This window comes from Actinomadura sediminis, from assembly GCF_042675525.1.
In the GTDB taxonomy this organism is placed as follows: Bacteria; Actinomycetota; Actinomycetes; order Streptosporangiales; family Streptosporangiaceae; genus Spirillospora; species Spirillospora sediminis.
Genome location: NZ_JBHTJA010000016.1, coordinates 70,540 through 94,069, shown reverse-complemented (window position 1 = coordinate 94,069; position 23,530 = coordinate 70,540). Strand labels below are relative to the sequence as shown.

The window sequence follows — 23,530 nt, the reverse complement described above, 5'->3', positions numbered from 1 at the left end:
GGCGGAATGCCGGATGTGAACGCGCTGCTCGCGGATCTGACCGCCGAGAACGACTCCCTGGACGCGCTCGTCGCGCCGCTGCCCGCCGCCCGGTGGGCCGATCCGACGCCCGCCGAGGGCTGGACGATCGCCCACCAGATCGCGCACCTGGCGTGGACGGACGACCAGGCGAACGTCGCCGCGACCGACCCGGCGGCGTTCCCCGCGCTGCTGGAGCGGGCGATCGCCGACGGCCCCGCCTTCGTCGAGGAGGGCGCCGCGGCGGGCGCCGCCGAGGACCCGGCCGCGCTGCTGGCCCGCTGGCGGGACGGCCGCCGCCGGATGCGCGCGGCGCTCGCCGCCGTTCCGCCGGGCACGAAGCTGCCGTGGTTCGGGCCGCCGATGAGCGCCGCGTCCATGGCGACGGCGCGGCTGATGGAGACGTGGGCGCACGGCGAGGACGTCGCCGAGGCGCTGGGCGTGCGGCGCGCGCCGACGCACCGGCTCCGGCACGTCGCGCACATCGGCGTCCGCGCGCGCGACTTCGCGTTCGGCAACCGCGGCCTCACCCCGCCCGCCGAGGAGTTCCGGGTGGAGCTCACCGGCCCGTCCGGCGAGGTGTGGACGTGGGGGCCGGAGGGCGCGCGGCAGTCCGTCACGGGCCCGGCGCTGGACTTCTGCATGCTGGTGACCCGGCGGCGGCACCGCGACGACCTCGCAGTGACGGCGGACGGGCCCGACGCGGACCGCTGGCTCGGCATCGCGCAGGCGTTCGCGGGCACGCCCGGCGCGGACCCGAAGCCGGGGCGGGGCGTCTGAGCGCGGCGGCGGGCCGAGCGGCGCCTCCCACCGCCGCGGGCGTTCGGGACCGTCTTCTGCGGATACGTGGAGGACATGACAGTTCTCATCGCCTTCGACGGCTCCGACGACTCCCGCGCCGCCGTCGAGTACGCCGCGCGGCACCTCCGGCCCGAACCGGCCGTGATCCTCTCCGTCTGGGAGCCGCTGGTCGCGCAGATCACCTGGGCGCCGATCGCCGCGGCCGCCCCCGTCGTCATGCAGACCCGGGACCGCGAGAAGTTCGAGGAGGAGAAACAGGCGGAACGGCTCGCCTCGAAGGGCGCCGAGCTGGCCGCCGCCGCGGGACTCCCGGACGTGACGCCGCGCGCCGAGCGCAGCGGCGGCCCGATCTGGGCGGCGATCGTGGACGTCGCCGAAGAACTGGACGCCTCCCTCGTCGTCACCGGGTCGCGGGGGCTGTCGCGGGCCCGGTCGGTCCTGCTCGGGAGCACCTCGACGCGCGTCCTGCACCACGTGCAGCGGCCCGTCCTCATCGTGCCGCCCGCGAAGGACGCGGACGGCGCGGAGGACTAGGGCGCGTCGAGCGCGCGGGCGAACGCCGCGTACGCGTCCCGGTTGAACAGGACGAACCGGACGTCGGTGACCTGCGTGGGCGCCCTCCGCACGGTGCCGACCGCGATGCGCGCGGCGTCGTCCATCGGCCAGCCGTAGACGCCCGCCGACACCGCGGGGAACGCGATCGACGCGGCCCCGAGCTCGTCGGCGACCCGCAGCGACTCGCGGTAGCAGGAGGCGAGCCGGTCACCGCGGTCCTCGGTGGCGGAGTACACGGGCCCGACCGTGTGGATCACCCAGCGGGCGGGCAGCGCGCCCGCGGTGGTCGCGACGGCCTGCCCGGTGGGGAGCCCGCCGCCGTAGTGGGAGGCGCGCAGCTTGCGGCACTCGTCCAGGATCTCCGGCCCGCCCCTGCGGTGGATCGCCCCGTCGACGCCGCCCCCGCCGAGCAGGGAGGAGTTCGCCGCGTTCACCACCGCGTCCACGCGCTCCTCGGTGATGTCGCCCAGGACAAGAGTGATCTCCATGCTCGCCGCGTCCTCCGCTCTGAGAATCCCGCCGGAACAGAAGAATTCTCCACCGCCCGGTGCGCAAAACGCACCGGAGCGCCCGGCGGCGGTACCCTCGGTGGCGGACGGGCAACGGGGGCGGAACCGCCCGTCCATCCCCGCATCCGGCCCCGCGTTCGGGCGTGGCCGGCGCGTCCACCGCCGGAGGTGGGCGTGACCTGGGAAGAGAGTCTGCCTATCCTGCCGTGAAACGACCCGCGATGGCGTGAAGCCGTGGAGGTTACCCCCTTGAAGATTCTCCTCGCCGGAGCGACCGGAGTCATCGGCCGCCGGCTGATCCCGCTGCTCGTCCAGGCGGGCCACGAGGTCGCAGGGACGACTCGCCACTCCGAGCGCACCGGGTCGATCGCCGACCTGGGCGCCGCGCCGGTCGTGATGGACGCGCTGGACGCCGGGTCGGTGCGCGACGCGGTGGCGTCGGCGCGCCCGGACGTGGTGATGCACCAGCTCACGGACCTGTCCGCCGAGAATTTCGAGGCGAACTCGCACCTGCGGATCGAGGGCACCCGGAACCTGGTGGACGCCGCGCTCGACGCGGACGTGCGGACGATGATCGCGCAGAGCATCGCCTGGCTGTACGTGCCGGGCGACGAGCCCGCCGTCGAGTCCGACGAGCTGAACGCGAAGCTGCCGCCCTACTCGGGGATCGCCGCGCTGGAGAAGGCGGTCGCCGAGATGCCGCACGGGGTCGTGCTGCGCTACGGGGCGCTGTACGGGCCCGGCACCTGGTACGCCCCGGACGGCGCCATCGCCGCGCGGGTCAAGGCCGGGAACATGCGGCCGAATCCGGCGTGGACGTCGTTCGTGCACGCCGACGACGCCGCCGCGGCGGCGCTCGCCGCGCTCGACTGGCCCGCCGGGCCGGTCAACATCGTCGACGACGAGCCCGCCACGACGAACGAGTGGCTGCCGGTCTACACCGCCGCGCTCGGCGCCCCGACCCCGCGCGGCGCGCGGCACGCCGCCGCGACGGGCCGTCCGGTGTCCAACGCGAAGGCGCGGAAGCTCGGCTGGGAGCCGCGGGTGAAGTCCTGGCGGACCGGGTTCGCCGAGATGGGCACCAGCTGATCCACGCGTTCCCCTTCATTTCGGACGGAACGTGACAAGCGTGATGGGGTCGCCGGGAAGTTGAAACCTCAAGACTTGAGGGTTCAACGACTCGCCTAGACTGGCGGCATGGCGGACCCCCCGTGGCTCGACGACGACGAGCAGGAGACCTGGCGCGCGTTCCTGTGGACGTCGCGGCTGCTCAACGAGGCCCTGGACCGGCAGCTCCAGCGCGACTCGGGGATGCCGCACGCCTACTACATGATCCTCGCGATGCTCTCGGAGTCGCCCGGGCGCGCGCGTACGATGTCCGAACTCGCGGAGCTCGTCCACTCGTCCCCGAGCCGTCTCTCGCACGCCGTCAACCGGCTGGAGGCGGCCGGCTGGGTGCGCCGCACCAAGCACCCCGCCGACCGCCGCACCACGATCGCCGAACTGACCGACGCCGGCCTCGACGTGCTGGTCGAGGCCGCGCCCGGCCACGTCGCCGAGGTCCGGCGGCACCTGTTCGACCCGCTGACCCGCGACCAGATGCTCCGGTTCCGCGAATCGCTGCGCGCGCTGCTGGACTCGCTCGGCCCGCACCGCGAGGCGCCCTGCGCCCGCGGCGAGGGCTGACGCCCGCGCTCAGTCCGCGAACTCGACCGTGTGCGCCTTCGCGCCCGGATGGACGGCCGCGAGCAGCCGCAGGCCCTCCTCCTCCAGGGCCGCCCGCTCCGGCCCCGGGACCGGCGCGAACGGGTCGATCCGCAGCGTCGCCGCGCCGCGCCGCTTCTCCGCCTTCCACATGCCGTGGACGAACCCGTCCACGAGGAACGTCGCGCGGATGATCCCGTTCACCGTGAAGATCCGCCTGCGGTCCTCCTCGGAAACGATCCGGGCCCGGTCGGCGTGCGCGAGGGTCAGGTTGTCGAACTCCGGGACGAACCGGACGGGCGCGGGCTCGTCCGGCCCCGGCCGCGGGGCCTCCGGCAGGTCGTGGAGGACGCGGCCCCGCTCGTCCCGGAACCGGACGAGCTTCGGCTCGAGCCGCTCCACGACCTCGCGCAGCCCCGGCAGGCCCGACCAGTGCTGGACGTCCTGCACGCTCGCCGGCCCGAACGCCGCCAGGTACCGCAGCACCAGCTCGTCGAGGGACGGCTCCACGGCCGGGCCGTCGCCGAGCCACGCGTCGAGCGTGGTGTGCCGCGCCGTCCCCGCCTTCCCCCACAGGCCGCGCGGCGGCACCTGCACCAGCGGCAGGACGCACCGGACGCCCCAGACGAGCAGCGCCGGATCGTGCTCGGGCCACCGTTCGGCCAGCAGGCCCCGCAGCTCCTTGTCCGAGCGCGGCTCCGCCTCGAGCAGCGCGCGCGCCGCGGCCACGACCGCCCGCAGGTCGACGCCGTCCAGGTCCCGGCCCATCGGCCCGGCCAGCGCCCGGTCGAGGATCGGCTGGGTCAGCGGGCGCAGGGCGCGCGCGTCGCGGGCGCTCACCAGGTGCAGGGTGCCGCGCATGACGACGATCCGCAGCGCCCGCCGCTCGGTGAGCAGCCGCGACACCTCGTCGAAGCCGAACCCCTCCAGGCGGCTCCACAGCCCGATGTAGGGCGGGTTCGGCGCCTGCGCCTGCATCCCGACGAGCCGCTCGATCGCCTCCAGCGCCCCCACCGGCTCGCGCCGCAGCAGCATCTGCCGGGCGAGCAGCGCCCGGTTCAGCTCCCGCTTCCCGAGGACCCGTTCCCCGTCAGTCGTCATAGCGACCCCGCAGCTCCTGCCAGCCGGGAGGGGGGCCGGGGAGCTCCTCCGCGTCCGTGAGGCGCAGGGCGTCCAGCATGAGGGCGAGGTACCGGTGCTGGAGGCGGTTCATCCGGGCGTCGTCGCCGATCCGGATCGTGTGCAGGTGCTCGAGCAGCACCGACACGTCGCCGACCGTGATGTCGGGGCGCAGGGCCCCGGCCCGCCTCGTCCGCTCCAGGAGACGTTCCGTGGCCTGGTGGATCGTCTGCCCCTTGCGGCTCATCTCCTCGGTGACCTCGAAGTTCCCGGCGAGCCGCATCGTCAGCGAGCCGGCGCCGATGTCCAGGCAGCGGCGCATGAACGCGGCGAACGCCTCCCACGGGTCGCCGTCGTCGGCGAGGGCCCGCTCGACCTCCGCGAGATAGCGGTCCATCCCCTCGTCGGCGAGGTGCTGGAGCAGCACCTCCTTGCTCCGGTACCGGCGGTAGAGGGCGCTGATCCCCACCCCGGCGTGCTCCGCCACCGCGGAGATCGGCGCGCCCGGGTCCGCCGTGAACACCGCGCGCGCCGCCTCCCGGATCAGTTCGTCGTTGCGCGCCGCCTGTGCCTTGCGCCCGCTCATGGGCGCCGCTGCCGTGCTCTCCATGCCGCCATCGTACGGGAACGAACAATTCCGTTCTACTGCCGGAGCGGGGGGTTGACGCCAGGGCCCCGCCGGAGGATCATGAACCCATGTTCATGAACGTGTGTTCATAACGGAGGGACAGCCGTGGAGACCGTCAACAAGCACCAGGCCGAGGCGTGGAACGGGTACGAGGGAACGCACTGGGCCGACCACCACGCCCGCTACGACGCCGTGAACAGCGGCTTCAACCCGCACCTGCTGGACGCCGCCGCGATCGGCCCGCGCGACCGCGTCCTCGACATCGGCTGCGGCAACGGGCAGGTCACCCGGCTCGCGGCGGAGCGCGCGCACCTCGGCGCCGCGACCGGCGTCGACCTGTCGGCGCCGATGCTCGCCCGCGCGCGGAACCTCGCCGAGCGGGAGGGCGTCGGGAACGTCCGGTTCGAGCAGGGCGACGCGCAGCTGTACCCGTTCCCCGACGGCGGGTTCGACGTCGCGATCAGCCGGTTCGGAGTCATGTTCTTCGCCGACCCCGTCGCCGCGTTCGGCAACGTGCGGCGCGCGCTCGCGGCCGACGGGGGGCGGGCGGCGTTCGTGGTCATGGCCCCGCCCGAGGAGAGCGACCTCGGCACGGTCCTCGCCGCCCTTCCCGCGCTCCCGCGGCCCGCGATCGGGCACGACGGGCCGCTGTCCCTCGCCGACCCCGGCCGCGCCGCCGCGATCCTCGGCGACGCCGGGTTCCGCGCCGTGACGAACCGGCGCGTCGAGGCCGAGCAGGTGTGGGGCCGGGACGCCGCCGACGCCGCGGCGTTCCTCGCCGGGTGGGGGCCGATCCGCTACAACTACGGCGAGAGCGACGAACTGGTCGCGACGCTCACCGGGGCGCTGCGTCCGTTCGAGCGGGACGGCGCCGTCCGGCTGCGCACCACGGCCGGCCTGATCACGGCGCGCCGGTGAGGCGGGCGGTGGTCCTCGGCGGCTACGGGGCGGTCGGCCGGGAGGTCGTCGCGGGCCTGCGCGGGCACGTGCCCGAGATCGTCGTCGCGGGCCGGGACCTCGCGAAGGCCCGCGCGGTGCCGGGAACGGTCCCCATGCGCGTCGACCTGCGGGAGCCGTTCGACGCGATCCTGGACGCCGACGCCGTCGTGATGTGCGCCGAACGGGAGAACGCGCGGGTCGCGCGGGCGTGCGCCGAACGCGGCGTCCACTACGTCGACGTGACGGCGTCCCGCGAGATCCTCCGCCGCCTCGAGGACCTCGACGGGCTCGCCGCCGCGAACGGCGCCTCCGTCGTCGTCAGCGTGGGCCTCGCGCCCGGCGTCACGAACCTGCTCGCGCACCGGTTCGCCGGGACCGGACGGCCCGTCGACATCGGCGTCCTGCTCGGTTCGGGCGAGCGGCACGGGCCGAGCGCCGTCGCGTGGACGCTCGGCTCCCTCGGCGCGCTCCGCGACCTGGACGAGTCGTGGACGATGCGGTTCCCGCCGCCGTTCGGCACGCGCCGCGTCCACCGCTTCCCGTTCCCCGACCAGTACACGCTGCCCGGACGGGTCCGTACCGGCCTGGCCCTCGATTCCCGCGCCGTGACCGCGCTCCTCCCCCGCGCCGCCCGCTTCCGGAACGCCCGCCTGCTGCGGGCCGCCGCCGAGCGGGTCCACGTCGGCGGGGACGGTTTCGCGGTCGCCGCCGCGTCCGGCGGGCGGGTCGCCGCGCTGACCGGGCGGCGGCAGAGCCGGGCGTCCGGGCTGGTGGCGGCCCTGGCCGTCCGGCGGCTGGACGGGACGCCGCGAGGCGTGCGGCACCTGGAGGCCGCCGCCGGGCCCCGCTTCCTGGACGAACTGGCGGAACACGGGTTCGAGCTCCACGAATACGATGCCGGTGATGTCACCACGTAAAGCCGCCGCGCTGCGGGACGGCGACCGGACCCTGCGCGAGCACCTGATCGCGACCGCCGACCGCATGATGTCCGAGCGCGGCGCGGCGGGCCTGACCGTGCGGGCGATCGCGCGCGAGGCGGGCGTGGCCGACGGCGTCCTCTACAACCACTTCGACGGCAAGGAGGAGCTGCTGGCGCTGGCCCTGCACGCGCGCGTGCTGCGCGTCGAGCGGGAGCTGGGGCCGCTCCCCGAGCCGGGCGCCGGGACGCTCGCCGCGAACCTGCGCGCGCACGTCGAGCACGGCCTCGCGCTGCACCGCGCGCTGCTGCCCGCGCTCGCCGGGCTGACGGCGCGGCCCGACGTGCTCGCCCGGTTCGCGGCCGTCCACGAACCGGGCGAGACGTGGCACGACCGCCTGCACGCCTACCTGCGGGCCGAGCGCGACCTCGGCCGGGTCGCGGCGGACGCGTCCCCGGCCGCCGCGACGTCGATGATCGTCGGGGTGTGCCACGAGGCCGTCCTGTCGGCGCTGCTGGGTGCGCGCGAGCCGGCCCCGGTGGCGGTGGACGAGGTCGTCGCGACCGTCCTGCACGGCATCGCCCCGCGCTAGGCCGCCCCCCGTGTCAGGCCGCCCCCGTGTCAGGCCGCCCCCGCGTCAGGCCGCCATCGCCTCCCGCACCTCCGCGAGGGTCCGGGCGGCGACGTCGCGGGCCCGCGCGTTCCCCTCGGCGAGGACGCGGCGCAGGTGCGTCCGGTCGGCGGCGAGCTCGGCGCGGCGGGCGCGGATCGGCCGCAGGAACTCGTTCACCGACTCGATGACGACCTTCTTCAGGGCCGCGGCGCCGCCGTCGCCGATGTCGGCGGCGACGTCGTGCGGGTCGCGGCCCTGGCAGAGGGCGGCGAGGTGCACCAGGTTCGACACTCCGGGGCGGGCGTCCGGCTCGTAGGTGATGCGCCGGTCGGCGTCGGTCACCGCGCGCCCGAGCAGCCGGGCGGTGTCGTCGGGGGTCGCCGACAGGGCGACCGCGTTGCCGCGGCTCTTGCTCATCTTCCGCCCGTCGGTGCCGAGCAGGTTCGGCGCGTCCGACAGCAGCGCGTCCGGGACGGGGAAGACGGGCCCGTAGCGCTCGTTGAAGCGGCGCGCGACCGTCCGGGTGACCTCCTGGTGCGGGAGCTGGTCCTTGCCGACGGGCACGAGGTCGGCCTTGCAGAACAGGATGTCGGCGGCCTGGTGCACCGGGTAGGTGAACATCAGCCCGCTCACCGCCGGCCGGGACGACGCCGCGATCTCGTCCTTCACGGTCGGGTTGCGGGCCAGTTCGGCGACCGACACCAGGGACAGGAACGGCAGCATGAGCTGGTTCAGCTCGGGGACGGCGCTGTGCTGGAAGATCGTCGCGTCGGCGGGGTCGATCCCGATGGCGAGGTAGTCGGCGGCGAGGCCCTCGACGTGCTCGGAGAGCCGTTCGGCGACGTCCCGGTCGGTGAGCACCTGGTAGTCGGCGATCAGCACGAACACGTCGACGCCGAGGCGCTGCAGCCGCACCCGGTTGGCGAGGGTGCCGAAGTAGTGCCCGAGGTGCAGGGGTCCGGTGGGGCGGTCTCCGGTGAGGACGCGGAACGCCGCGGGATCGGCGGCGATGCGCTCCTCGAGTTCGCGGGTGCGCCGCTCGGCGGCGTCGACGACGGGGTCCATGGCGGTGTCTCCTTTCCCGGCCGCCGCGCCGGGCGGCCCCGCACGGGGAAAGGAGAAGGGCCGTCCGGCGGGACGGCCCTCGCGTTGGTGATCGCGTGATCGTGCGGCCGTCCTAGGACGGCCACCAGCCGAGGCACGCGGTTCGCTGCATGCCCGCCAGGGTACCCCGCGCGAATGCGAACGTCACGGGATAATCCGCTTCGGGACCAACTGGGTACGCTGGCGGCATGACCGCACTCGCACCGTCCAGCACCGAGACCGACCTGTCCTACCTGCTCGACCACACCGGCCTCGCGCTGAAGAGCCGGATGACGGCGGCGCTCGCGGAGATCGGGCTGACGCCGCGGATGCACTGCGTCCTCGTGCACGCCCTCGAGGAGGAGCGGACGCAGATCCAGCTCGCCGAGATCGGCGACATGGACAAGACCACGATGGTCGTCACCGTGGACGCCCTGGAGAAGGCGGGCCTCGCCGAGCGGCGGCCGTCCTCGCGGGACCGGCGCGCGCGGATCATCGCGGTCACCGAGAAGGGCGCGCGGGTCGCCGCCGAGAGCCAGCGGGTCGTCGACCGGGTGCACGGCGACGCCCTCGGCTCGCTTCCGGACGACGAACGGGACGTGCTCGTCCGCGCGCTGGAGCGGCTGGTCACCGGGCATCTCGCGCGCCCCGTGGAGAGCCCGCGGCCGGTGCGGCGGGCCCGGGAGCACACCAAATAGTCCGCCAATAGATCGTCTCTAACAAAACTATCTGCTAGTGTCCCTCTCATCGTTCCGCGATGGGAGAGACCCGTGCACACTGCCCTGCGAGCGCGCGGCACCGCGCTCGGCGTGCTGTCCGCCACGATGCTGATGACGATCCTCGACGGCTCGATCGTCACCGTGGCGCTGCCCGCCATCCAGCACGACCTCGGCTTCTCGGCCACCGGCCTGAGCTGGACCGTCAACGCCTACCTGATCGCGTTCGGCGGCCTCCTGCTGCTCGCCGGACGGCTCGGCGACCTCGTCGGCCGCAAGGCGATGTTCCTCGCCGGGAACATCGTCTTCACCGCCGCGTCGCTGCTCGCGGGCGCCGCCACCGGCCCCGCCGTCCTCATCGCCGCCCGCTTCCTGCAGGGCGTCGGCAGCGCGATGGCCGCCGCGGTCGTCCTCGGCATCCTCGTCACCCTCTACACCGAGCCCGCCGAACGCGCCCGCGCCATCGGGATCTTCAGCTTCACCGGAGCCGCGGGCGCCTCCGTCGGGCAGGTGCTCGGCGGGGTTCTCACCGACGCCCTGAACTGGCACTGGATCTTCCTGATCAACCTGCCGATCGGGCTCGTCACGATCCTGCTCGCGCTGCCCGCCCTCCCCCGCGACCGCGGCGCCGGGCTCGCCGCCGGCGCGGACGTCGCCGGGGCGCTGCTCGTCACGTCCGGGCTGATGCTCGGCATCTACACCGTCGTGAAGATCGAGCAGTACGGCGCCGCCGCCCCCCGCACGCTCGGCCTCGGCGCCCTCGCGATCGCGCTGCTCGCGGGCTTCTTCGCCCGGCAGGCGAAGGCCCGGACGCCGCTCATGCCGCTGCGCATCCTGCGCTCCCGCACCGCCTCCGGCGCCTACGCCGTCGAGATCCTCACGTTCTCCGCGATGTTCTCGTTCCAGGTCATGGTCGCCCTCTACATGCAGAAGGTCCTCGGCTACGGGGCCCTGCAGACCGGCCTGGCGATGCTCCCGGCCGCCGTCGCCATCGGGACGATCTCGCTGTTCGGCTACGCCCGGCTCGCCCGCCGGTTCGGCGAACGCGCCGTCCTGCTCACCGGGCTCGTCCTGCTCGCCGCCGCGCTCGCCCTGCTCGTCCGCGTCCCGGTGCACGCCGCGTACGCCGCCGACCTGCTCCCGCCGATGCTGCTGATCGCGGGCGGCGGGCTCGTCATGCCCGCGCTGACCGGCCTCGCGATGTCCGGCGCCCGTCCCGAGGACGCGGGCCTCGCCTCCGGCCTGTTCAACACCGCGCAGCAGATCGGGATGGCGATCGGCGTCGCCGTGCTGTCCACGCTCGCCGCCGCCCGCACCGACACCCTGCTCGCGGCCGGGGACACCGCGGCGACCGCGCTGACCGGCGGATACCGGCTCGCGTTCGGCGTCGCCGCGGCCCTGCTCGCCGCCGCGATCGCCGTCGCCGCGCTCGTCCTGCGCGCCCCGAGGCCCGGCCCGGACGCCCCCGCGCCCGCCGAGCCGTCCGTCCCGTCCGTCACTCTCTGAACCGCCGCCCACCGGCCGCACCGACCATGAAGGAGCACACCATGACCCGCTACGGCCCCGGCCAGGGACCCGGCCCGAAGCCCGCCTCCCAGGACGACCTCGCCCGCCTGCACGTCGACCGGCTCTACGGGACCGTCCTCGCGGACTGACGTGGAGCGCGGTCAGTGCGGCAGGACGATCAGCAGCAGCGGCAGGCCCGCGACGACCGGCACCGCCGCCGTCGCGGCCAGCCGCGTCGCGCGCGGCAGCGGGCGCGGCTCCAGCAGCCGGTTCACCCGGGCCATCACCGGGATGTCGTCGCGGGACGCCACCCCGAGCGTCCCCGAGGGCGCCGCCGCCGGGCGGGCCGCGGCGAAGCGCAGCAGCGCCGTCGCCAGCTCGCGCGGCGGGCGCCCCGACCGGGCCCGGTCGTCCGCGGCCATCTCGATCAGCAGCTCCACCGCGTCCAGGCACCGGCCCACCAGTCGGAACTGCGGGAACACCTGCCGCAGCGACGCGAACGGCAGCAGCACCAGATCGTGCCGCTCGCGCGCGTGCGCCCGCTCGTGCGCGAGCACCGCGGCCAGCTCCGCCGTGTCGAGCAGCTCCAGCGTCCCGGCGCTCACCACCACCTTGGACGAGCGGACGCCCGGCACGCAGTACGCCGCGGCGCCCGGATGATCCAGGACGAGGGTGCCGGGGACGGCCGAGTCGCGGCGCGACACCAGCGCGAGGAGCGCCCGGTGCCGCCGCCGGGCCCGCACCACCCGCACCACCGCGAACGCCAGCATCACCAGCAGCACCCCGGCGAGGCTGAGCGCGCCGAGCAGCGCGGCCATGTGGACGGTGTCGAGCCTGGCGGCCCCGTCGTTGTAGAGGCCGGGCAGCCCGCCCGCCACGCCGCTCTGGTACGGCAACAGCGCCAGCCCGAGCATGGCGCCGATCGTGGCGACGCCCCAGCACAGGCCGAGGGCCTGCCACAGGGCGATGCCGATGCGCGGGGTCCGCCACGTCCACCGTGCGCGGGCCAGCGCGTGCGCCCCGCCGACGGTCCCCAGGGAGATCAATGCGAGCAGGGCGGTGCCGGTCATGCCGGTGGTTCCTTTGTGAGGGCCGCCAGCGCCTGGCGGAGCACGTCGACTTCGTCGCTCGAGACCGATCGGACGAAGTGCACGAGCGCCGCGTCCCGGTCGCCCGTCTCCTCGAGCGCGCCCAGCATCAGCTCGGTCACGTACCCCTCCCGGCTCTCCACCGGACGGTACCGCCACGCGCGGCCGTCGCGCTCGCGCTCGAGGAAGCCTTTCTTCGCGAGCCTGTCGAGAACCGTCATGACGGTCGTGTGGGCGAGATCCCGGTCGCCCGCCAGCGCACGGCTGACGTCCCGCGCGGTGGCGGCGCCGGAGCCGGCGTCCTCCCGCGCCCAGAGGACCTCCATGACCGTGCGTTCAAGCTCTCCCAGACCCTTCACAAAGCCCAGGTTATCCGACACCTCCGCGTAGTACTACAGCCGGTAGACGATCAGCCCTCCGGGGCCACCAGGCCTTGCTCGTACGCGATGATCACCAACTGGACGCGGTCGCGGGCGTCCAGCTTCGCCAGCAGCCGCGCCACGTGCGCCTTCACCGTCGCGACGCTGATCACCAGTTCGTCCGCGATCTCCCGGTTCGTCAGCCCCCGCCCCACCAGCGTCAGCACCTCCCGCTCCCGCCCGGTGACCCCCTCGACCGGACGCGCCCGGCGTGCGGGCGCCGGCTCGGGGCGCGCCGCGAACTCCGCGATCAGCCGCCGCGTCACGCTCGGCGCGATCAGCCCGTCGCCGCGCGCCACCACCCGGATCGCGCCGAGGATCTCCTCCAGCGCCATGTCCTTCACCAGGAACCCGCTCGCGCCCGCCCGCAGCGCCCCGTAGACGTACTCGTCGTCGTCGAACGTCGTCAGCATCACCACCCGCGCGCCCGAGATGCGGCGCGTCGCCTCGATGCCGTCCATGTCCGGCATCCGGACGTCCATCACCACGACGTCCGGCGCCGTCTCGCCGGCCAGCCGCACCGCCTCCGCGCCCGTCCCGGCCTCCCCCACGATCTCCAGGTCGGACGTGTCGGCCATCAGCACCCGCAGCCCCGCCCGGACGAGCGGCTGATCGTCCACGAGCAGCACCCGGACCGTCACGCCGGGATCCTCGCCGCCACCCGGAACCCGCCCCCGGGCCGCGGCCCCGCCGTGAACTCGCCCCGCAGCAGCGCGACCCGCTCCCGCATCCCGACGATCCCGAACCCGGACCCCACCGTCCCGCCGCTCCCCTCGTCCGCGACCTCGATCTCCAGGCCGTCCTCCCGGTACCCGATCGTCACCCTGCAGTCCGCGACGCCCGCGTGCCGCACCACGTTCGTCAGCGCCTCCTGCACCACCCGGTAGGCGCACAGGTCGACGTCCGACGGCAGGTCCCGCGGCACGCCGGTGCGCCGCACGTCCACCCGCACCCCGGCGTCGCGCGTCGCCGCCGCGAGCCGCTCCAGGTCGCCCAGCCCCGGCGCCGGGCCGAGCGCCCCCTCCCGGCGCAGGCCGGTCAGCATCCGCCGCAGGCTCGCGAGCGTGTCCCGGCTCGTCGCCTCGATCGCGTCGAGCGCCTTGCGCGCCTCCGCGGGCTGCGTCTCGATCACCCGTCCCCCGACCCCCGCCTGGATCGCGATGATCCCCACGCTGTGCGCCACCATGTCGTGCAGTTCCCGCGCGATCCGCAGCCGCTCCTCCGCGACCGCCCGCTCCGTCTCCCGCGCCCGCAGCGCGTCCGCGTGCTTCCGCCGCGCCCGCACCGAGTTCCCGGCCGTCCACGCGACGACGGCCGCGAGCGCCACCGAGAGCAGCAGCGTCTCGTCGGCGAACACGAACACCGTGGCGCAGCCGAGCTGGACGAGGAGCGCCACCGCGGCCGCGGCCAGCGACACCCGCCGGGACCGCACCGACGCGACGTACGCGAGCCCGCCGTCGATCAGCAGCACGTGCAGCAGCAGCACCACGCCGTTCTGCTCGGCCGTCAGCGCGCCGATCCAGCTCACGACCAGCACGGCGAACACCGGCAGCGGCCACCGCGGCAGCATCCCGAGGAGCAGCGCCGTCAGCGCGGCCGTCAGCAGCACCTCCAGCTCGCCGTAACCCGCCGACGCGGAGGCGAACGTGACGAAGACGACGACCGGGTAGAGCCCCGCCGCGCACCAGACCAGGACGGCCCACAGAACCCGGCGATCCAACGACATGCGCCGATCGTAACGAGCGCGCCCCCGCCGCACATTGGCCCACGGGCTTAATCCCACGGGCCACAAAGCCGCCCGCGATTGCGTTCCCCGGCCCGACGCGACGATCCCGCGCCATTCGCGATCGTTGGCCGTCCACACCGGACGGAGGACATTCGTGAAACGGCTGGCGTACACGGCCCTCGCCATCGAACTGGTCGCCGTCGCGGTATTCGCCGCGACCTACGACTCCCTCGACTTCCGCATCTACATGCTCGGCGGCGAAGCCCTCACCGACGGCGCGTCCCTCTACCTCTCCCAGCACGCCGACCACTGGTTCACCAACACCCCGTTCGCCGCCCTGGTGTTCGCGCCCCTCTCCGCGCTCCCCCTCACCCTCGCGCGCGTCGCCTGGCAGCTCGCGTCCGTCGCGGCCTTCGCCCACGCCTGCGCGGTGACGCTCGAACTCGCCGGCCGCCGCCCGTCCCGTCCCCTCATCGCGGCGACGGCCGCGGCCGGGCTCGTCCTCGCCCCCATGTGGCACTCGCTGTTCCAGGGCCAGGTCAACCTGTTCCTTTTGGCGCTGGTCATGTTCGACATGAAACGCATCGCCCGTGGAGGAACGGCGGGAATCGGAATCGGCATCGCCACCGCCATAAAGCTGACGCCCGGCATCTTCATCCTGCTCCTCCTCGTCACCCGGAAAACGAAATCCGCCGCGGTCGCCACCGCGACGTTCGGCGCCTGCACCCTCGCCGCGTGGGCCGTCTCCCCCGACGCGTCCCGCGTCTACTGGCTGCGCACCTTCTTCGACACGTCCCGCGTCGGCGCCCCGTACATCAGCAACCAGTCGCCGTACGGCGCGGCCGTCCGGATCCTGGACGGCGCCGAGCACGTGGACGGCTGGTACGCGTTCGTCCCGCCGCTGCTCGCCGTCGCCGGCCTCGCCCTCGCCGCCGCCCGCGCCCGCCGCGGCGACTGGCTCGCCGCGACCGCCGTCACCGGGACCACGGGCCTCCTCGTCTCCCCCATCTCGTGGGCGCACCACTGGGTGTGGATCGTCCCGGCGCTGGCCGTCCTCGTCCGCAACGGCCACCGCGTCGCCCCCGCCGTCGCCTACGCCGTGTTCGCCGTGGCCCCCATGTGGTTCACGCCCCACGACGGGGGCCCCGACGAATACGGCTTCCACGGCCTCCTCACTCTGGCCGCCAACGCCTACCTGGTGGCGGCCCTGACGTTCCTCGCCTACATCTACGCCCGGACCCGGCGCGACCGCTCAACCCCCGGTGAACGTCACGTCACGTCCGAACCCGGCGGCGCAGCCGAGCGTGTATCCGGTCATGTGGCCCCCTGACTCCCGTGCCCGGCCGTGCACGCGGATCGCGCGGAGCCCTTCACGCGTCGACGCGGGCGGGTTCGGTCCGGAGGATCGCGAGGGCGGTGGCGAGGCCGGTGAGGGTGAGGACGGCCGCGATCAGCGGGAGGGCCCGCAACCCCCAGTCGGCGGCGACGATCCGGCCCCCGAACCAGCCGGCGAACGCGGCCGCGAGCTGGAAGCCGGACGCGTTGACCGCGACGGCGAGCGTCGGCGCCGCCTGCGCGGTGGTGAGCACCCGCGTCTGCATCCCGGGGATGACCGCGAAGGCGAGGACGCCGAGGACGAACGTCAGGACCGCCGCGAGCACCCGGATCTCGTTGACCGCCCAGAACAGCGCCAGGACGGCCGCGAGCGCGGCGAGGAGACCGGCGAGGGACGGCATCAGGGCGCGGTCGGCCGCCCGGCCGCCGAGGTGGTTCCCGAGCACCGCGCCCGCCCCGTACGCCAGCAGCAGCACGGGCACCGCACCCGCGGAGAAGCCGCCGATCTCGGTGAGCAGCGGCGCGATGTAGAGGTAGACGGTGAGGACCCCCACGTTGCCGAGCGCGGTGAGGGCGATGGCGAGCCGGACGTCGCGTCCCGCGAAGACGCGCAGTTCGCCGAGCAGGGGACCGGACGCGGCGGGTGGGCCGGCGGGAACGAACCGCAGCACCAGCAGCAGCGCCGCCACGGTGACGGCGGCGATCGCGGCGAACGTCGCCCGCCAGCCGGCGTGCTGGCCGATGACGGTGCCGATCGGGGTGCCGAGGATGATGCCCAGGTTCATGCCGAGCGCCACCTTCGCCACGGTGGAGCCCTGCCTGCCCTCCGGCGCCATCGAGACGGCGGTGGCGATCGCGACGGCGAAGAAGGTGGCGACGACCAGGCCCGCGAGGAACCGCGCCGTCAGCAGCACGGGGTAGTTCGGCGCGGCGGCGGACGCCAGGTTGCCCAGCACGGACACGGTGATGAGGCCCGTGATCAGCGTCTTGCGGGGCAGCCGGGCCGTCAGGACGGTCACGACCGGACCGCCGACGATCATGCCCAGCGCGTAGGCGGTCATGAGCTGCCCCGCCGCCGGGATCGAGACCGACAGGTCGCCCGCGACGTCCGGCAGGATCCCCGCGATCACGAACTCACCGGTGGTGAGGCCGAACACGACCAGCATCAGGGAGAAGAGGGGAAGCGGCACACGCACTCCTCGATTCGAACTCGAAAGACACGAACTCGCATAGTGCGAACTCGAATAAGACGAGTCAGAACTATCATGATTCGAAGCATGTGGCTACACTTCGGGTCATGCCGGAGGAACCCGTGACCGCGGAGATCGACCGCGAGGTGTGCAAGCTGGTCCACCGGTTCGCGCACCGGCTGGACGTCCACGTGCGCCGCATCGCCGAGGAGATGGGGATGACGGCGTCGCAGGTCGTCGCGCTGCGCGAGCTGTCCGACCCGATCACCGCACGGGAACTGGCGTCCCGGATGGCGTGCGAGGCGTCCAACGCGACGTTCGTCGTGGACCGCCTCGAGGACCAGGGCCTCGTCCAGCGGCGCCCGCACCCGACCGACCGCCGCGCCAAGCAGATCGTCCTCACCGAGCCGGGACGCGCCCGCCGCACGGCCGTCCTCGAACGCCTGGACGCCCGCTCCCCCCTGACCACGCTGCCCCCCGACCGGCAGCGCCACCTCCGCGACCTGCTGCGCGACCTCGTCGGCGACGCCTGACCCCAACTTCCCGATACCCACCACCCCGTGTCCCGGCCGGCCCGCTCCCCCGCCTCCCGCGCCCCGGCCCCGCACACGGTCGGCCGCTCGCCCTCATGGGCTGTCCGGTCTCGATGGGAAGCGCGGGCGCGGTCGGACGGGGCGGGGGGTGACCGGGGTTCGCCGGGCCGGGGGCGCCACGGGGGTCGGGTGGCCGGTTCGGGACAGGGGGTGAACCGGGGGCGGGGCCGTGGGCGTCACACGGGCACTCCGCGCTTCGGCCGGACGGCAGGGGGGCCATGGACGCACGCGGTCGGCTGGGCGACGACGCACCCGCGCGGTACCTCTTCTACTACGACGACTTCTACTACGGCGACTTCTACTACGGCGACCCGCCCGTCCCGCCGGTGCGGGCGGGCGGGCGGGGGTTCCTCCGGGACGTCGCGAGCCTGATGGGCGGGGCCGCCGCGGTACCCGTGGGACTCACGCTGCTGGAGGTGCTGTCGCGCTGACGAAGCCGCAGGCGACCCGGCGCCCGGTGAGGCGCGGGCCCGGATCAGTCGGCGATCTTGATGCGGAGGCGGCGGAAGCCGCGGCCCTTGTTCTCGACCTTCGCGACGGTGATGCGGCCGATCTGCTTCGTCGACGCGACGTGGGTGCCGCCGTCGGCCTGGGTGTCGAGGCCGACGATGCGGACCAGGTCGTCGCCCTTGCGCACCCCGGCGATGCGGGTCTGGACGCCCTGCCAGAGGAGCACGCCGTGGTCCGGCGGCTGCCCGCCGCCGCCCGGGTAGAACGCCGAGCGGTCGAGGACGATCCCGTCCGGCCCGGATTCGAGGACGATCGCCTCCCATTCGCGAAGGTCCTGGTCGTCGAGCTCCAGCCGAGCCGTGCGTCCGTGCGCGTTCATGGCGGCCTCCTCGTCGTGCACGCGTGGTCCGGGCTTTCGATCATGCCGCAACCGCGGTCATCGGCGGGCCGGGAGCGGGAGGTCGGGGACGGTCGTGTCCGCGGGGCGTGGCGGGACGCGGCCGGGCCACCAGTTCGCGGCGCCGAGCAGGGCCATCAGGGCGGGCAGCACGAAGATCCGGATGACGACGGCGTCGATGAGGATCGCGGCGGCGAGGCCGACGCCGAGCTGCTTGAACTCGACCATGCTGAGCGTGCCGAAGATCGCGAACACGGCGACCATCACGACGGCCGCGCTGGTGACGACGCCCGCGGACCGGGTGATGCCCGCGCCGACGGCCGCGCGGGACGGCATGTCGCGGGCGGCCTCGCGGATCCGGGAGACGACGAACACGTGGTAGTCCATCGAGAGGCCGAACAGGACGACGAACAGGAAGAGCGGCAGCCAGGAGACCACGGCGCCGGACGAGCGGAAGTCGAGGATCCCTTCGGCCCACGTGTGCTGGAACACGGCCACGAGGACGCCGAAGGCCGCGGCGGCCGAGAGCAGGTTCAGCGCGACGGCCGAGAGGGCGATCGCGACGGACCGGAAGATCAGGCCCGTCATGACGAGCGTCAGCAGGAGGACGAACCCGACGACGAGCGGGAGCCGTTCTTCGAGGTGGTCGGTGAAGTCGACGCCTTCGGCGAGCTTGCCGCCGACGCCGTGCTCGGCGGGGAGGCCGCGGAGGGCTTCGGGCACCCAGGCGCGGAGGGTGTCGAGGGACCGGCGGGCCTCGTCGCTGCCGCGGGCGTGCGGGGTCGCGACGTTCATCAGGTGGACGCGCCCGTCCGGGGACGTGCGGATCTCGGGGACGCGGTCGTGGGCGAACAGCGGGTCGCGGGCGGTGCGGGCGGCGAGCCCGGTGAGGGCCGCTCGGACGTCCGCGGACTGTGCGGCGGGCGCGCGGACGGCGATCTCGTGCACGGTGCCCTCGCTGGGGAACGCGGCGGTGAGCCGGTCCATCGCGCGGACGACGGGGACGTCGCGGGGCAGGTCGTCCGCCCCGGGTTGCTTGAGCCGCAGGTCGAGGGCGGGGAGGGCGGCGAGGAGCAGCGCGAGGGTCGAGACGGCGAGGGTGAGGCCGGGGCGGCGGAGCGCGGGGCGCAGGAGCACGGGCCAGACGCGCGACTCGCGGGACCGCATCGTCAGCCGCCACAGGACGGGGATGCGGGGGCGGTCGACGCGGGGGCCGAGCTTCGCGAGGAGCGCGGGCAGGACGGTGAGGGAGGCGGCGACGGCCACGGCGACGACGGTGATCGAGCCGGTGGCGAGGGAGGTGAAGGTCGCCTCGCCGGCGAGGTAGAGGCCGGCCATCGCGACGACGACCGTGCCGCCGGACACGACGACGGTGTGCCCGGACGTCTCGGCGGCGATCTCCAGCGCGTCCGGCCGGCCGCGCCGGCGCTCCTCCCGTTCGCGCTTGAGGTAGAAGAGCGAGTAGTCGACGCCGACGGCCATGCCCATCAGCAGGATCACGTTGCCGAGCGCGCCCGTGGCGGGCAGCAGGTGGGAGACGAGGGCCGAGAGCCCGATCGCGGCGGCCACCGAGGAGAGGGCGAGGACGACCGGGACGCACGCCGCGATCAGCGCGCCGAACACCGCGAGCATGATCAGCAGGGTGAGCGGGAGGCTGATGTACTCCGCGCGCCGGAAGTCCTCGCCGAGGGTCTCGGTGAGGCCCTTGGCGGTCGAGCCGGTGCCGACCTGCTCGACGCGCAGGCCGGGGTGCGCCTTCTGCACGGCGGCGCTCTGGGCGAGGAGGGGGTCGATGCGCCGGTCGGCGGTCTCGGCGTCGCCCGTCATGGTGACGGGGACGAGCACGGCCGTCCGGTCGGGGGCGGCGACGGGCCGGCCGACCGACTCGACTTCGGGCAGGGTCCCCATGCGCCGGACGACGTCGTCCGCGGCGGCCCGCGCGGCGCGGGGGTCCAGGGAGCCGTCGAGGGCGGTGATGAGGACGTTCTCTTCGGGTTTCTCCGGGAAGTGACCGGACGCGGCGATGCGCCCGGCCCGTCCGGACTCCCCGACGCCCGACTCGGCGTCGTCGATGTCGTTGGTCCCGGCGGCGGTGCCCAGCGTCGCGCACAGGGCGACGAACAGGATCCACAGGCCGACGGCCGACCAGGGGTGGGCGGCGCTCCACCGGGCGACCCGCACCGTGGCGGGCCTCTTCGCGTCCTTCATGCATCGGACGCTAGATCCGGCGGCCCCCGGGGCGTGATGAGGCGGACCGCACGGTTTCCGCGGTGCGCCGCAGCGCCGCCCCTGCGGAAAACCTCAGGTTCCGGCGGTCTACCAGGGGCCGTAGGGGCCCTGCCGCTGGCCGCCGCGGCCGCCGTTGCGCTTCTTGAAGGGCGCGACGGCCGGACGGACGTCCGCGAGGTAGATCGCGGCGCCGAGGAACGCGGCGACCGGCAGGATGCCGAGGAGCAGCGCGACCGGGCTGGCGTTGAGCGCGGCCGGCGCGACGGCGTAGGCCATGCCGACGACCGCGCAGACGACCGTGATGATCGTCCACAGCTTCTTGCTCTGCTTGCTCGCCGCCGCGTAGGCGCTCTGCGGCACGGTGAGGGCGTCGATCAGCGCCCACGCCTCCATCGCGAAGGCGATGATCAGCAGCAGCCAGAAGAAGTAATCCAGAACGTTGAAGCCCGCCATCGGTGATCAGCGCTCCTGCTCGTCTCGGACGGCGGCTTCACGCCGCGCACACGCGTTCATCGCCACCCACACTATTCGGCCCCGACAGGAGGACGACAGGGCCCGGCCGGGGGTTCCCGGCCGGGCCCGTGCGCGTGCGCCCCCGATCCTTCGGGTCAGGAGCCGGTCTTCTTCGCGGTGGTCCTGCGCTGCGCGGTCGTCCGCTTCGGCGCGGTGCGGGGCTTCGCCTCGGTGATCTCGGCGACCTCGGCGGCCTCCCGGTGGACGACCTTGCGGCCGCGCTCGGCGAGCTCGTCGATGAACTCGGCGGCCCGGTTGCCGAACGTGGTCGCGTACGCGACGGCGGCGCCCGGCAGCTCCTTGGCGTCGACGCGCCCCTGGACCTCGCCGCGGTAGCGCTCGACGGTCTCGCGGAACTGCCCGCCGTAGCGGTACACGGTCTCGCGGACCTCGCCCTGGTACTTCTCCGCGACCTCGCGCGCCCGGGTCATCTGCTCGGGCATCTCGCGGAGCTTCTCCACCGCGAAGTCGCCGGCGCCGGCCACGGTGTAGACGGCCTTGTTGTCTCGAAGATTGCCGGCCAGCGTCATCCGACTTCTTCCTTTCCGTTCTGCTCGTGGACTGCGGGCTCGTCGTCGTCCGGTCCGGTGTCGTCCCGGACGTCGTCGAACACCCCGGTGGCTTCGTTCTCCTTCAGGAACGACGCGTAGATGTCCAGAAGGACCTGCTTCTGCCGTTCGGTGAGGAGGAGGTCGGCCCGGACGGCGGCCTGCACATCGGTGTCGGCCTCCCGGTCCTCGAGGATCCCGGCCTGCACGTACAGCGCCTCGGCGGAGATCCGCAGCCCCTTGGCGATCTGCTGCAGGATCTCGGCGCTCGGCTTGCGCAGGCCGCGCTCGATCTGGCTCAGATACGGGTTGGAGATCCCCGAGACGTCCGCGAGCTGGCGCAGCGAGATCTTCGCCCGCGTGCGCTGCTCCCGGATGTACTCCCCGATCGAGCCGACCTTCGAACTCGCCATGTCTCCACCCTGCGTCATGGTGCTTGCAATTGCAAGCAGGCTAGCTAGCACTCGGCGCGTGAGTCCGCTCACACGGTCCGTGACGGCATAGTAGACAGAACGGGACGATCCGGCTCAGACGTTCGTGGTGTACGGGTCGTGCTCGGCGAGCAGCTTGTCGAGCCGCGCCTGGTCGACGCGGCCGGCCAGCGTCTGCGTCTCCTGCCGGTCCCGGACGCACTTCGCCAGCGTGAACGTGGACGTGATCACGTAGAGCACGCCGAGGGCGAGGAACGCGCGCACCCACTCGTCTACCGGCAGGTACAGGACGCCGAGGACGACGGCGACGCCGGAGACCGCGAACGAGATCGCGGCCTGGACGAAGAACGCGGTGGAGCCCGGCGGCGCGGGCGGCGGTGTACGTGTCGTCATGCCACGAGTCTGCGGTCTGGACGCGCCCGGCACATGAGTACGTGCGCTCATGTACCACTGGGCAGAACACCCGGACGAACGCCCGGCTGAGCGCGTCCGGTCCACCGGCTGCCGAGGGGTTCTAGCTCACCTTGCCGGGCGGGACCGTCCACGTGTTGCAGACGGCGAGTCCGCCGCCCTGGAACCCGGTGACGACCCAGCCCGCGTAGTGGCGGCCGGACCCGTGGTCGCGCCGGGCGGGCGGCAGGTGGTCGTCGCCCCGCCCCCGGACGTCCTCGAGCATGGCGGCGATCTGGTGGCGGGTCATCGGCAGCGTGCCGCGCTCCGCGCCGAGGAACGCGCCCGCGAAGCACTGCGCCTGGAGCTCGATGCGCCGGCCGGCCTCCGCGCGGCCGAGCGGGTCGGCGTCCTCCATCAGCCGGTTCCCGTACAGCAGAATCCCGGCGAGGTCCTGGACGTGGTGGCCGTACTCGTGCGCGACGACCCGGGCGAACACGGCGAAGTTCGCCAGCGGTTCGTCCCCCGACGTCGCGACGACGTGGTCGACGCCGACGTACATCGTGTTGTTCGCCGGGCAGTAGAACGCGGACGAACCGGGACTCGGGTACGTCCCGCACGGGCTGCGCCCGGCGTCCCGCCAGAAGACGCGGTCGGGGACGTCGAACGTCATGCCGGCCTTCGCGAACTGGCGGCCCCACGAGGCGTCGAGGCAGTCGCTCAGGACGTCCATGAACCGGTGCATGGACGCGCCGCCGGGCTCCAGGCGCGGCAGCGCGCAGTTCACGGGGGTGAGCCCGCCGGTGGCGTACAGCCGGTTGTCGGTGGCGGTCTCCCGGCTGACCGCGGCCTCCCGGTAGGTCCCGGTGATGGCGCCGATGGGGTCGCGGTCGCCGAAGAACGAGAACCCGAGGACCGCCAGCACGACGACCGTGGCGACGCCGCCGACGACGCCCGCCGCCGTCCCGTCCGGGGTGCGGCGCGGCGGGCGGCGGGACGGGACGTGCCGGTAGGCAGGCCGACGGTACGCGGGTGCCGGTGGGGGCGTGCGACCTGCCATAAGGGAGCATCATCGCACGTTCTTGGTACACCCTTTACCGCTACGATGTGCGG

28 protein-coding genes are annotated in these 23,530 nt (G+C 74.1%); 12 read left to right on the top strand and 16 right to left on the bottom strand.

The features are described from left to right. Positions 1 to 6 precede the first annotated feature (6 nt). Entirely contained in the window at positions 7 to 798 is a 792-nt protein-coding gene (locus ACFQ11_RS11790) for a TIGR03084 family metal-binding protein (protein ID WP_378298193.1), read from the top strand. Positions 799 to 873: 75 nt separating this feature from the next. Beyond that, positions 874 to 1,353: a universal stress protein gene (locus tag ACFQ11_RS11785; RefSeq protein WP_378298191.1), complete on the top strand. Its 480-nt coding sequence runs from the start codon at positions 874 to 876 to the stop codon at positions 1,351 to 1,353. On the opposite strand, the gene ACFQ11_RS11780 is transcribed toward ACFQ11_RS11785, so the two are convergent. Next, entirely contained in the window at positions 1,350 to 1,862 is a 513-nt protein-coding gene (locus ACFQ11_RS11780; protein ID WP_378298189.1) for an O-acetyl-ADP-ribose deacetylase, read from the bottom strand. The genes ACFQ11_RS11785 and ACFQ11_RS11780 overlap by 4 nt on opposite strands. A 270-nt stretch (positions 1,863 to 2,132) precedes the next feature. Between ACFQ11_RS11780 and ACFQ11_RS11775 the strand changes: the two genes are divergently transcribed. Further along, positions 2,133 to 2,972 (top strand): NAD-dependent epimerase/dehydratase family protein, encoded by an 840-nt coding sequence (locus tag ACFQ11_RS11775; protein ID WP_378298187.1) that lies wholly within the window; start codon positions 2,133 to 2,135, stop codon positions 2,970 to 2,972. Between the two features lie 108 nt (positions 2,973 to 3,080). Continuing rightward, positions 3,081 to 3,569: a MarR family winged helix-turn-helix transcriptional regulator gene (locus ACFQ11_RS11770; RefSeq protein WP_378298185.1), complete on the top strand. Its 489-nt coding sequence runs from the start codon at positions 3,081 to 3,083 to the stop codon at positions 3,567 to 3,569. Positions 3,570 to 3,578: 9 nt separating this feature from the next. Here ACFQ11_RS11770 and ACFQ11_RS11765 read toward each other — a convergent pair whose 3' ends face one another. Both ACFQ11_RS11765 and ACFQ11_RS11760 read right to left on the bottom strand, forming a co-directional pair. Continuing rightward, positions 3,579 to 4,688 carry a winged helix DNA-binding domain-containing protein gene (locus ACFQ11_RS11765; RefSeq protein WP_378298183.1) on the bottom strand — a complete coding sequence of 370 codons (1,110 nt, stop codon included), beginning with the start codon at positions 4,686 to 4,688 and terminating at the stop codon, positions 3,579 to 3,581. After that, positions 4,678 to 5,316: a TetR/AcrR family transcriptional regulator gene (locus ACFQ11_RS11760; RefSeq protein WP_378298181.1), complete on the bottom strand. Its 639-nt coding sequence runs from the start codon at positions 5,314 to 5,316 to the stop codon at positions 4,678 to 4,680. The genes ACFQ11_RS11765 and ACFQ11_RS11760 overlap by 11 nt, the downstream gene beginning before the upstream one ends. A 123-nt stretch (positions 5,317 to 5,439) precedes the next feature. Between ACFQ11_RS11760 and ACFQ11_RS11755 the strand changes: the two genes are divergently transcribed. The 3 genes from ACFQ11_RS11755 to ACFQ11_RS11745 are packed head-to-tail and all read left to right on the top strand — an operon-like array spanning position 5,440 to position 7,782. Next, on the top strand, positions 5,440 to 6,252 hold the full coding sequence (locus ACFQ11_RS11755) for a class I SAM-dependent methyltransferase (RefSeq protein ID WP_378298179.1): 813 nt from the start codon (positions 5,440 to 5,442) through the stop codon (positions 6,250 to 6,252). After that, the gene (locus ACFQ11_RS11750) at positions 6,249 to 7,190 is read left to right on the top strand and encodes a saccharopine dehydrogenase NADP-binding domain-containing protein (protein ID WP_378298178.1); all 942 of its coding nucleotides are present in this window, start codon (positions 6,249 to 6,251) and stop codon (positions 7,188 to 7,190) included. Before ACFQ11_RS11755 ends, ACFQ11_RS11750 begins: the two co-directional genes overlap by 4 nt. Beyond that, entirely contained in the window at positions 7,177 to 7,782 is a 606-nt protein-coding gene (locus ACFQ11_RS11745; protein ID WP_378298176.1) for a TetR/AcrR family transcriptional regulator, read from the top strand. The genes ACFQ11_RS11750 and ACFQ11_RS11745 overlap by 14 nt, the downstream gene beginning before the upstream one ends. Before the next feature lie 45 nt (positions 7,783 to 7,827). Here the strand turns inward: ACFQ11_RS11745 and trpS are convergent, their stop codons facing one another. Next, entirely contained in the window at positions 7,828 to 8,868 is a 1,041-nt protein-coding gene (trpS, locus tag ACFQ11_RS11740; RefSeq protein ID WP_378298174.1) for a tryptophan--tRNA ligase, read from the bottom strand. Between the two features lie 227 nt (positions 8,869 to 9,095). Here trpS and ACFQ11_RS11735 point away from each other — a divergent pair, with 227 nt between their 5' ends. Together ACFQ11_RS11735 and ACFQ11_RS11730 are read left to right on the top strand one after the other, a co-directional pair. Beyond that, positions 9,096 to 9,584 carry a MarR family winged helix-turn-helix transcriptional regulator gene (locus tag ACFQ11_RS11735; RefSeq protein WP_378298172.1) on the top strand — a complete coding sequence of 163 codons (489 nt, stop codon included), beginning with the start codon at positions 9,096 to 9,098 and terminating at the stop codon, positions 9,582 to 9,584. Positions 9,585 to 9,656: 72 nt separating this feature from the next. Beyond that, positions 9,657 to 11,108 carry an MFS transporter gene (locus ACFQ11_RS11730; protein WP_378298171.1) on the top strand — a complete coding sequence of 484 codons (1,452 nt, stop codon included), beginning with the start codon at positions 9,657 to 9,659 and terminating at the stop codon, positions 11,106 to 11,108. Between the two features lie 161 nt (positions 11,109 to 11,269). Here ACFQ11_RS11730 and ACFQ11_RS11725 read toward each other — a convergent pair whose 3' ends face one another. Genes ACFQ11_RS11725 through ACFQ11_RS11710 form a run of 4 tightly spaced genes read right to left on the bottom strand, consistent with a single transcriptional unit; the run spans position 11,270 to position 14,341 of the window. Continuing rightward, on the bottom strand, positions 11,270 to 12,178 hold the full coding sequence (locus ACFQ11_RS11725; RefSeq protein WP_378298169.1) for a M56 family metallopeptidase: 909 nt from the start codon (positions 12,176 to 12,178) through the stop codon (positions 11,270 to 11,272). After that, complete coding sequence (locus ACFQ11_RS11720) at positions 12,175 to 12,576, bottom strand: BlaI/MecI/CopY family transcriptional regulator (RefSeq protein ID WP_449193556.1); 402 nt, start codon at positions 12,574 to 12,576, stop codon at positions 12,175 to 12,177. Before ACFQ11_RS11720 ends, ACFQ11_RS11725 begins: the two co-directional genes overlap by 4 nt. A gap of 29 nt (positions 12,577 to 12,605) precedes the next feature. Then, positions 12,606 to 13,256 (bottom strand): response regulator, encoded by a 651-nt coding sequence (locus ACFQ11_RS11715; protein ID WP_378298168.1) that lies wholly within the window; start codon positions 13,254 to 13,256, stop codon positions 12,606 to 12,608. Then, on the bottom strand, positions 13,253 to 14,341 hold the full coding sequence (locus ACFQ11_RS11710; RefSeq protein WP_378298166.1) for a sensor histidine kinase: 1,089 nt from the start codon (positions 14,339 to 14,341) through the stop codon (positions 13,253 to 13,255). Before ACFQ11_RS11710 ends, ACFQ11_RS11715 begins: the two co-directional genes overlap by 4 nt. 154 nt (positions 14,342 to 14,495) lie before the next feature. Between ACFQ11_RS11710 and ACFQ11_RS11705 the strand changes: the two genes are divergently transcribed. After that, the gene (locus tag ACFQ11_RS11705; RefSeq protein WP_378298165.1) at positions 14,496 to 15,671 is read left to right on the top strand and encodes a glycosyltransferase 87 family protein; all 1,176 of its coding nucleotides are present in this window, start codon (positions 14,496 to 14,498) and stop codon (positions 15,669 to 15,671) included. 40 nt (positions 15,672 to 15,711) lie between these two features. Here the strand turns inward: ACFQ11_RS11705 and ACFQ11_RS11700 are convergent, their stop codons facing one another. Beyond that, positions 15,712 to 16,866 carry an MFS transporter gene (locus ACFQ11_RS11700; protein WP_378298163.1) on the bottom strand — a complete coding sequence of 385 codons (1,155 nt, stop codon included), beginning with the start codon at positions 16,864 to 16,866 and terminating at the stop codon, positions 15,712 to 15,714. A 107-nt stretch (positions 16,867 to 16,973) separates the two neighbouring features. On the opposite strand from ACFQ11_RS11700, the gene ACFQ11_RS11695 reads away from it, so the two are divergent. Then, complete coding sequence (locus tag ACFQ11_RS11695; protein ID WP_378298161.1) at positions 16,974 to 17,399, top strand: MarR family winged helix-turn-helix transcriptional regulator; 426 nt, start codon at positions 16,974 to 16,976, stop codon at positions 17,397 to 17,399. A gap of 278 nt (positions 17,400 to 17,677) precedes the next feature. After that, complete coding sequence (locus ACFQ11_RS11690; RefSeq protein ID WP_378298159.1) at positions 17,678 to 17,890, top strand: hypothetical protein; 213 nt, start codon at positions 17,678 to 17,680, stop codon at positions 17,888 to 17,890. Between the two features lie 44 nt (positions 17,891 to 17,934). On the opposite strand, the gene ACFQ11_RS11685 is transcribed toward ACFQ11_RS11690, so the two are convergent. The 7 genes from ACFQ11_RS11685 to ACFQ11_RS11655 all read right to left on the bottom strand — a co-directional run bounded on the left by ACFQ11_RS11685 (position 17,935) and on the right by ACFQ11_RS11655 (position 23,477). After that, positions 17,935 to 18,288 (bottom strand): alanine--tRNA ligase-related protein, encoded by a 354-nt coding sequence (locus ACFQ11_RS11685; protein ID WP_378298157.1) that lies wholly within the window; start codon positions 18,286 to 18,288, stop codon positions 17,935 to 17,937. Between the two features lie 57 nt (positions 18,289 to 18,345). Continuing rightward, positions 18,346 to 20,514, bottom strand: coding sequence for an MMPL family transporter (locus tag ACFQ11_RS11680; protein WP_378298156.1), 2,169 nt, complete (start codon positions 20,512 to 20,514; stop codon positions 18,346 to 18,348). 108 nt (positions 20,515 to 20,622) lie between these two features. Beyond that, the gene (locus tag ACFQ11_RS11675) at positions 20,623 to 20,988 is read right to left on the bottom strand and encodes a DUF2516 family protein (RefSeq protein WP_378298155.1); all 366 of its coding nucleotides are present in this window, start codon (positions 20,986 to 20,988) and stop codon (positions 20,623 to 20,625) included. 155 nt (positions 20,989 to 21,143) lie between these two features. Next, on the bottom strand, positions 21,144 to 21,578 hold the full coding sequence (locus ACFQ11_RS11670) for a hypothetical protein (RefSeq protein WP_378298153.1): 435 nt from the start codon (positions 21,576 to 21,578) through the stop codon (positions 21,144 to 21,146). Further along, positions 21,575 to 22,009, bottom strand: coding sequence for a helix-turn-helix domain-containing protein (locus tag ACFQ11_RS11665; protein ID WP_378298151.1), 435 nt, complete (start codon positions 22,007 to 22,009; stop codon positions 21,575 to 21,577). The genes ACFQ11_RS11670 and ACFQ11_RS11665 overlap by 4 nt, the downstream gene beginning before the upstream one ends. Before the next feature lie 114 nt (positions 22,010 to 22,123). After that, positions 22,124 to 22,420 carry a YiaA/YiaB family inner membrane protein gene (locus ACFQ11_RS11660; protein ID WP_378298149.1) on the bottom strand — a complete coding sequence of 99 codons (297 nt, stop codon included), beginning with the start codon at positions 22,418 to 22,420 and terminating at the stop codon, positions 22,124 to 22,126. A 121-nt stretch (positions 22,421 to 22,541) separates the two neighbouring features. Continuing rightward, the gene (locus ACFQ11_RS11655; RefSeq protein ID WP_378298147.1) at positions 22,542 to 23,477 is read right to left on the bottom strand and encodes a neutral zinc metallopeptidase; all 936 of its coding nucleotides are present in this window, start codon (positions 23,475 to 23,477) and stop codon (positions 22,542 to 22,544) included. Between the last annotated feature and the right edge of the window lie 53 nt (positions 23,478 to 23,530).

Coding starts and splice junctions, on each gene's coding strand:
- ACFQ11_RS11655 (WP_378298147.1), bottom strand. CDS start 23,477: ATGGCAGGTCGCACGCCCCCACCGGCACCCGCGTACCGTCGGCCTGCC.
- ACFQ11_RS11680 (WP_378298156.1), bottom strand. CDS start 20,514: ATGAAGGACGCGAAGAGGCCCGCCACGGTGCGGGTCGCCCGGTGGAGC.
- ACFQ11_RS11695 (WP_378298161.1), top strand. CDS start 16,974: ATGCCGGAGGAACCCGTGACCGCGGAGATCGACCGCGAGGTGTGCAAG.
- ACFQ11_RS11675 (WP_378298155.1), bottom strand. CDS start 20,988: ATGGCGGGCTTCAACGTTCTGGATTACTTCTTCTGGCTGCTGCTGATC.
- ACFQ11_RS11785 (WP_378298191.1), top strand. CDS start 874: ATGACAGTTCTCATCGCCTTCGACGGCTCCGACGACTCCCGCGCCGCC.
- ACFQ11_RS11685 (WP_378298157.1), bottom strand. CDS start 18,288: ATGAACGCGCACGGACGCACGGCTCGGCTGGAGCTCGACGACCAGGAC.
- trpS (WP_378298174.1), bottom strand. CDS start 8,868: ATGGACCCCGTCGTCGACGCCGCCGAGCGGCGCACCCGCGAACTCGAG.
- ACFQ11_RS11770 (WP_378298185.1), top strand. CDS start 3,081: ATGGCGGACCCCCCGTGGCTCGACGACGACGAGCAGGAGACCTGGCGC.
- ACFQ11_RS11790 (WP_378298193.1), top strand. CDS start 7: ATGCCGGATGTGAACGCGCTGCTCGCGGATCTGACCGCCGAGAACGAC.
- ACFQ11_RS11745 (WP_378298176.1), top strand. CDS start 7,177: ATGTCACCACGTAAAGCCGCCGCGCTGCGGGACGGCGACCGGACCCTG.
- ACFQ11_RS11710 (WP_378298166.1), bottom strand. CDS start 14,341: ATGTCGTTGGATCGCCGGGTTCTGTGGGCCGTCCTGGTCTGGTGCGCG.
- ACFQ11_RS11760 (WP_378298181.1), bottom strand. CDS start 5,316: ATGGAGAGCACGGCAGCGGCGCCCATGAGCGGGCGCAAGGCACAGGCG.
- ACFQ11_RS11735 (WP_378298172.1), top strand. CDS start 9,096: ATGACCGCACTCGCACCGTCCAGCACCGAGACCGACCTGTCCTACCTG.
- ACFQ11_RS11660 (WP_378298149.1), bottom strand. CDS start 22,420: ATGACGACACGTACACCGCCGCCCGCGCCGCCGGGCTCCACCGCGTTC.
- ACFQ11_RS11780 (WP_378298189.1), bottom strand. CDS start 1,862: ATGGAGATCACTCTTGTCCTGGGCGACATCACCGAGGAGCGCGTGGAC.
- ACFQ11_RS11725 (WP_378298169.1), bottom strand. CDS start 12,178: ATGACCGGCACCGCCCTGCTCGCATTGATCTCCCTGGGGACCGTCGGC.
- ACFQ11_RS11665 (WP_378298151.1), bottom strand. CDS start 22,009: ATGGCGAGTTCGAAGGTCGGCTCGATCGGGGAGTACATCCGGGAGCAG.
- ACFQ11_RS11670 (WP_378298153.1), bottom strand. CDS start 21,578: ATGACGCTGGCCGGCAATCTTCGAGACAACAAGGCCGTCTACACCGTG.
- ACFQ11_RS11690 (WP_378298159.1), top strand. CDS start 17,678: ATGGACGCACGCGGTCGGCTGGGCGACGACGCACCCGCGCGGTACCTC.
- ACFQ11_RS11765 (WP_378298183.1), bottom strand. CDS start 4,688: ATGACGACTGACGGGGAACGGGTCCTCGGGAAGCGGGAGCTGAACCGG.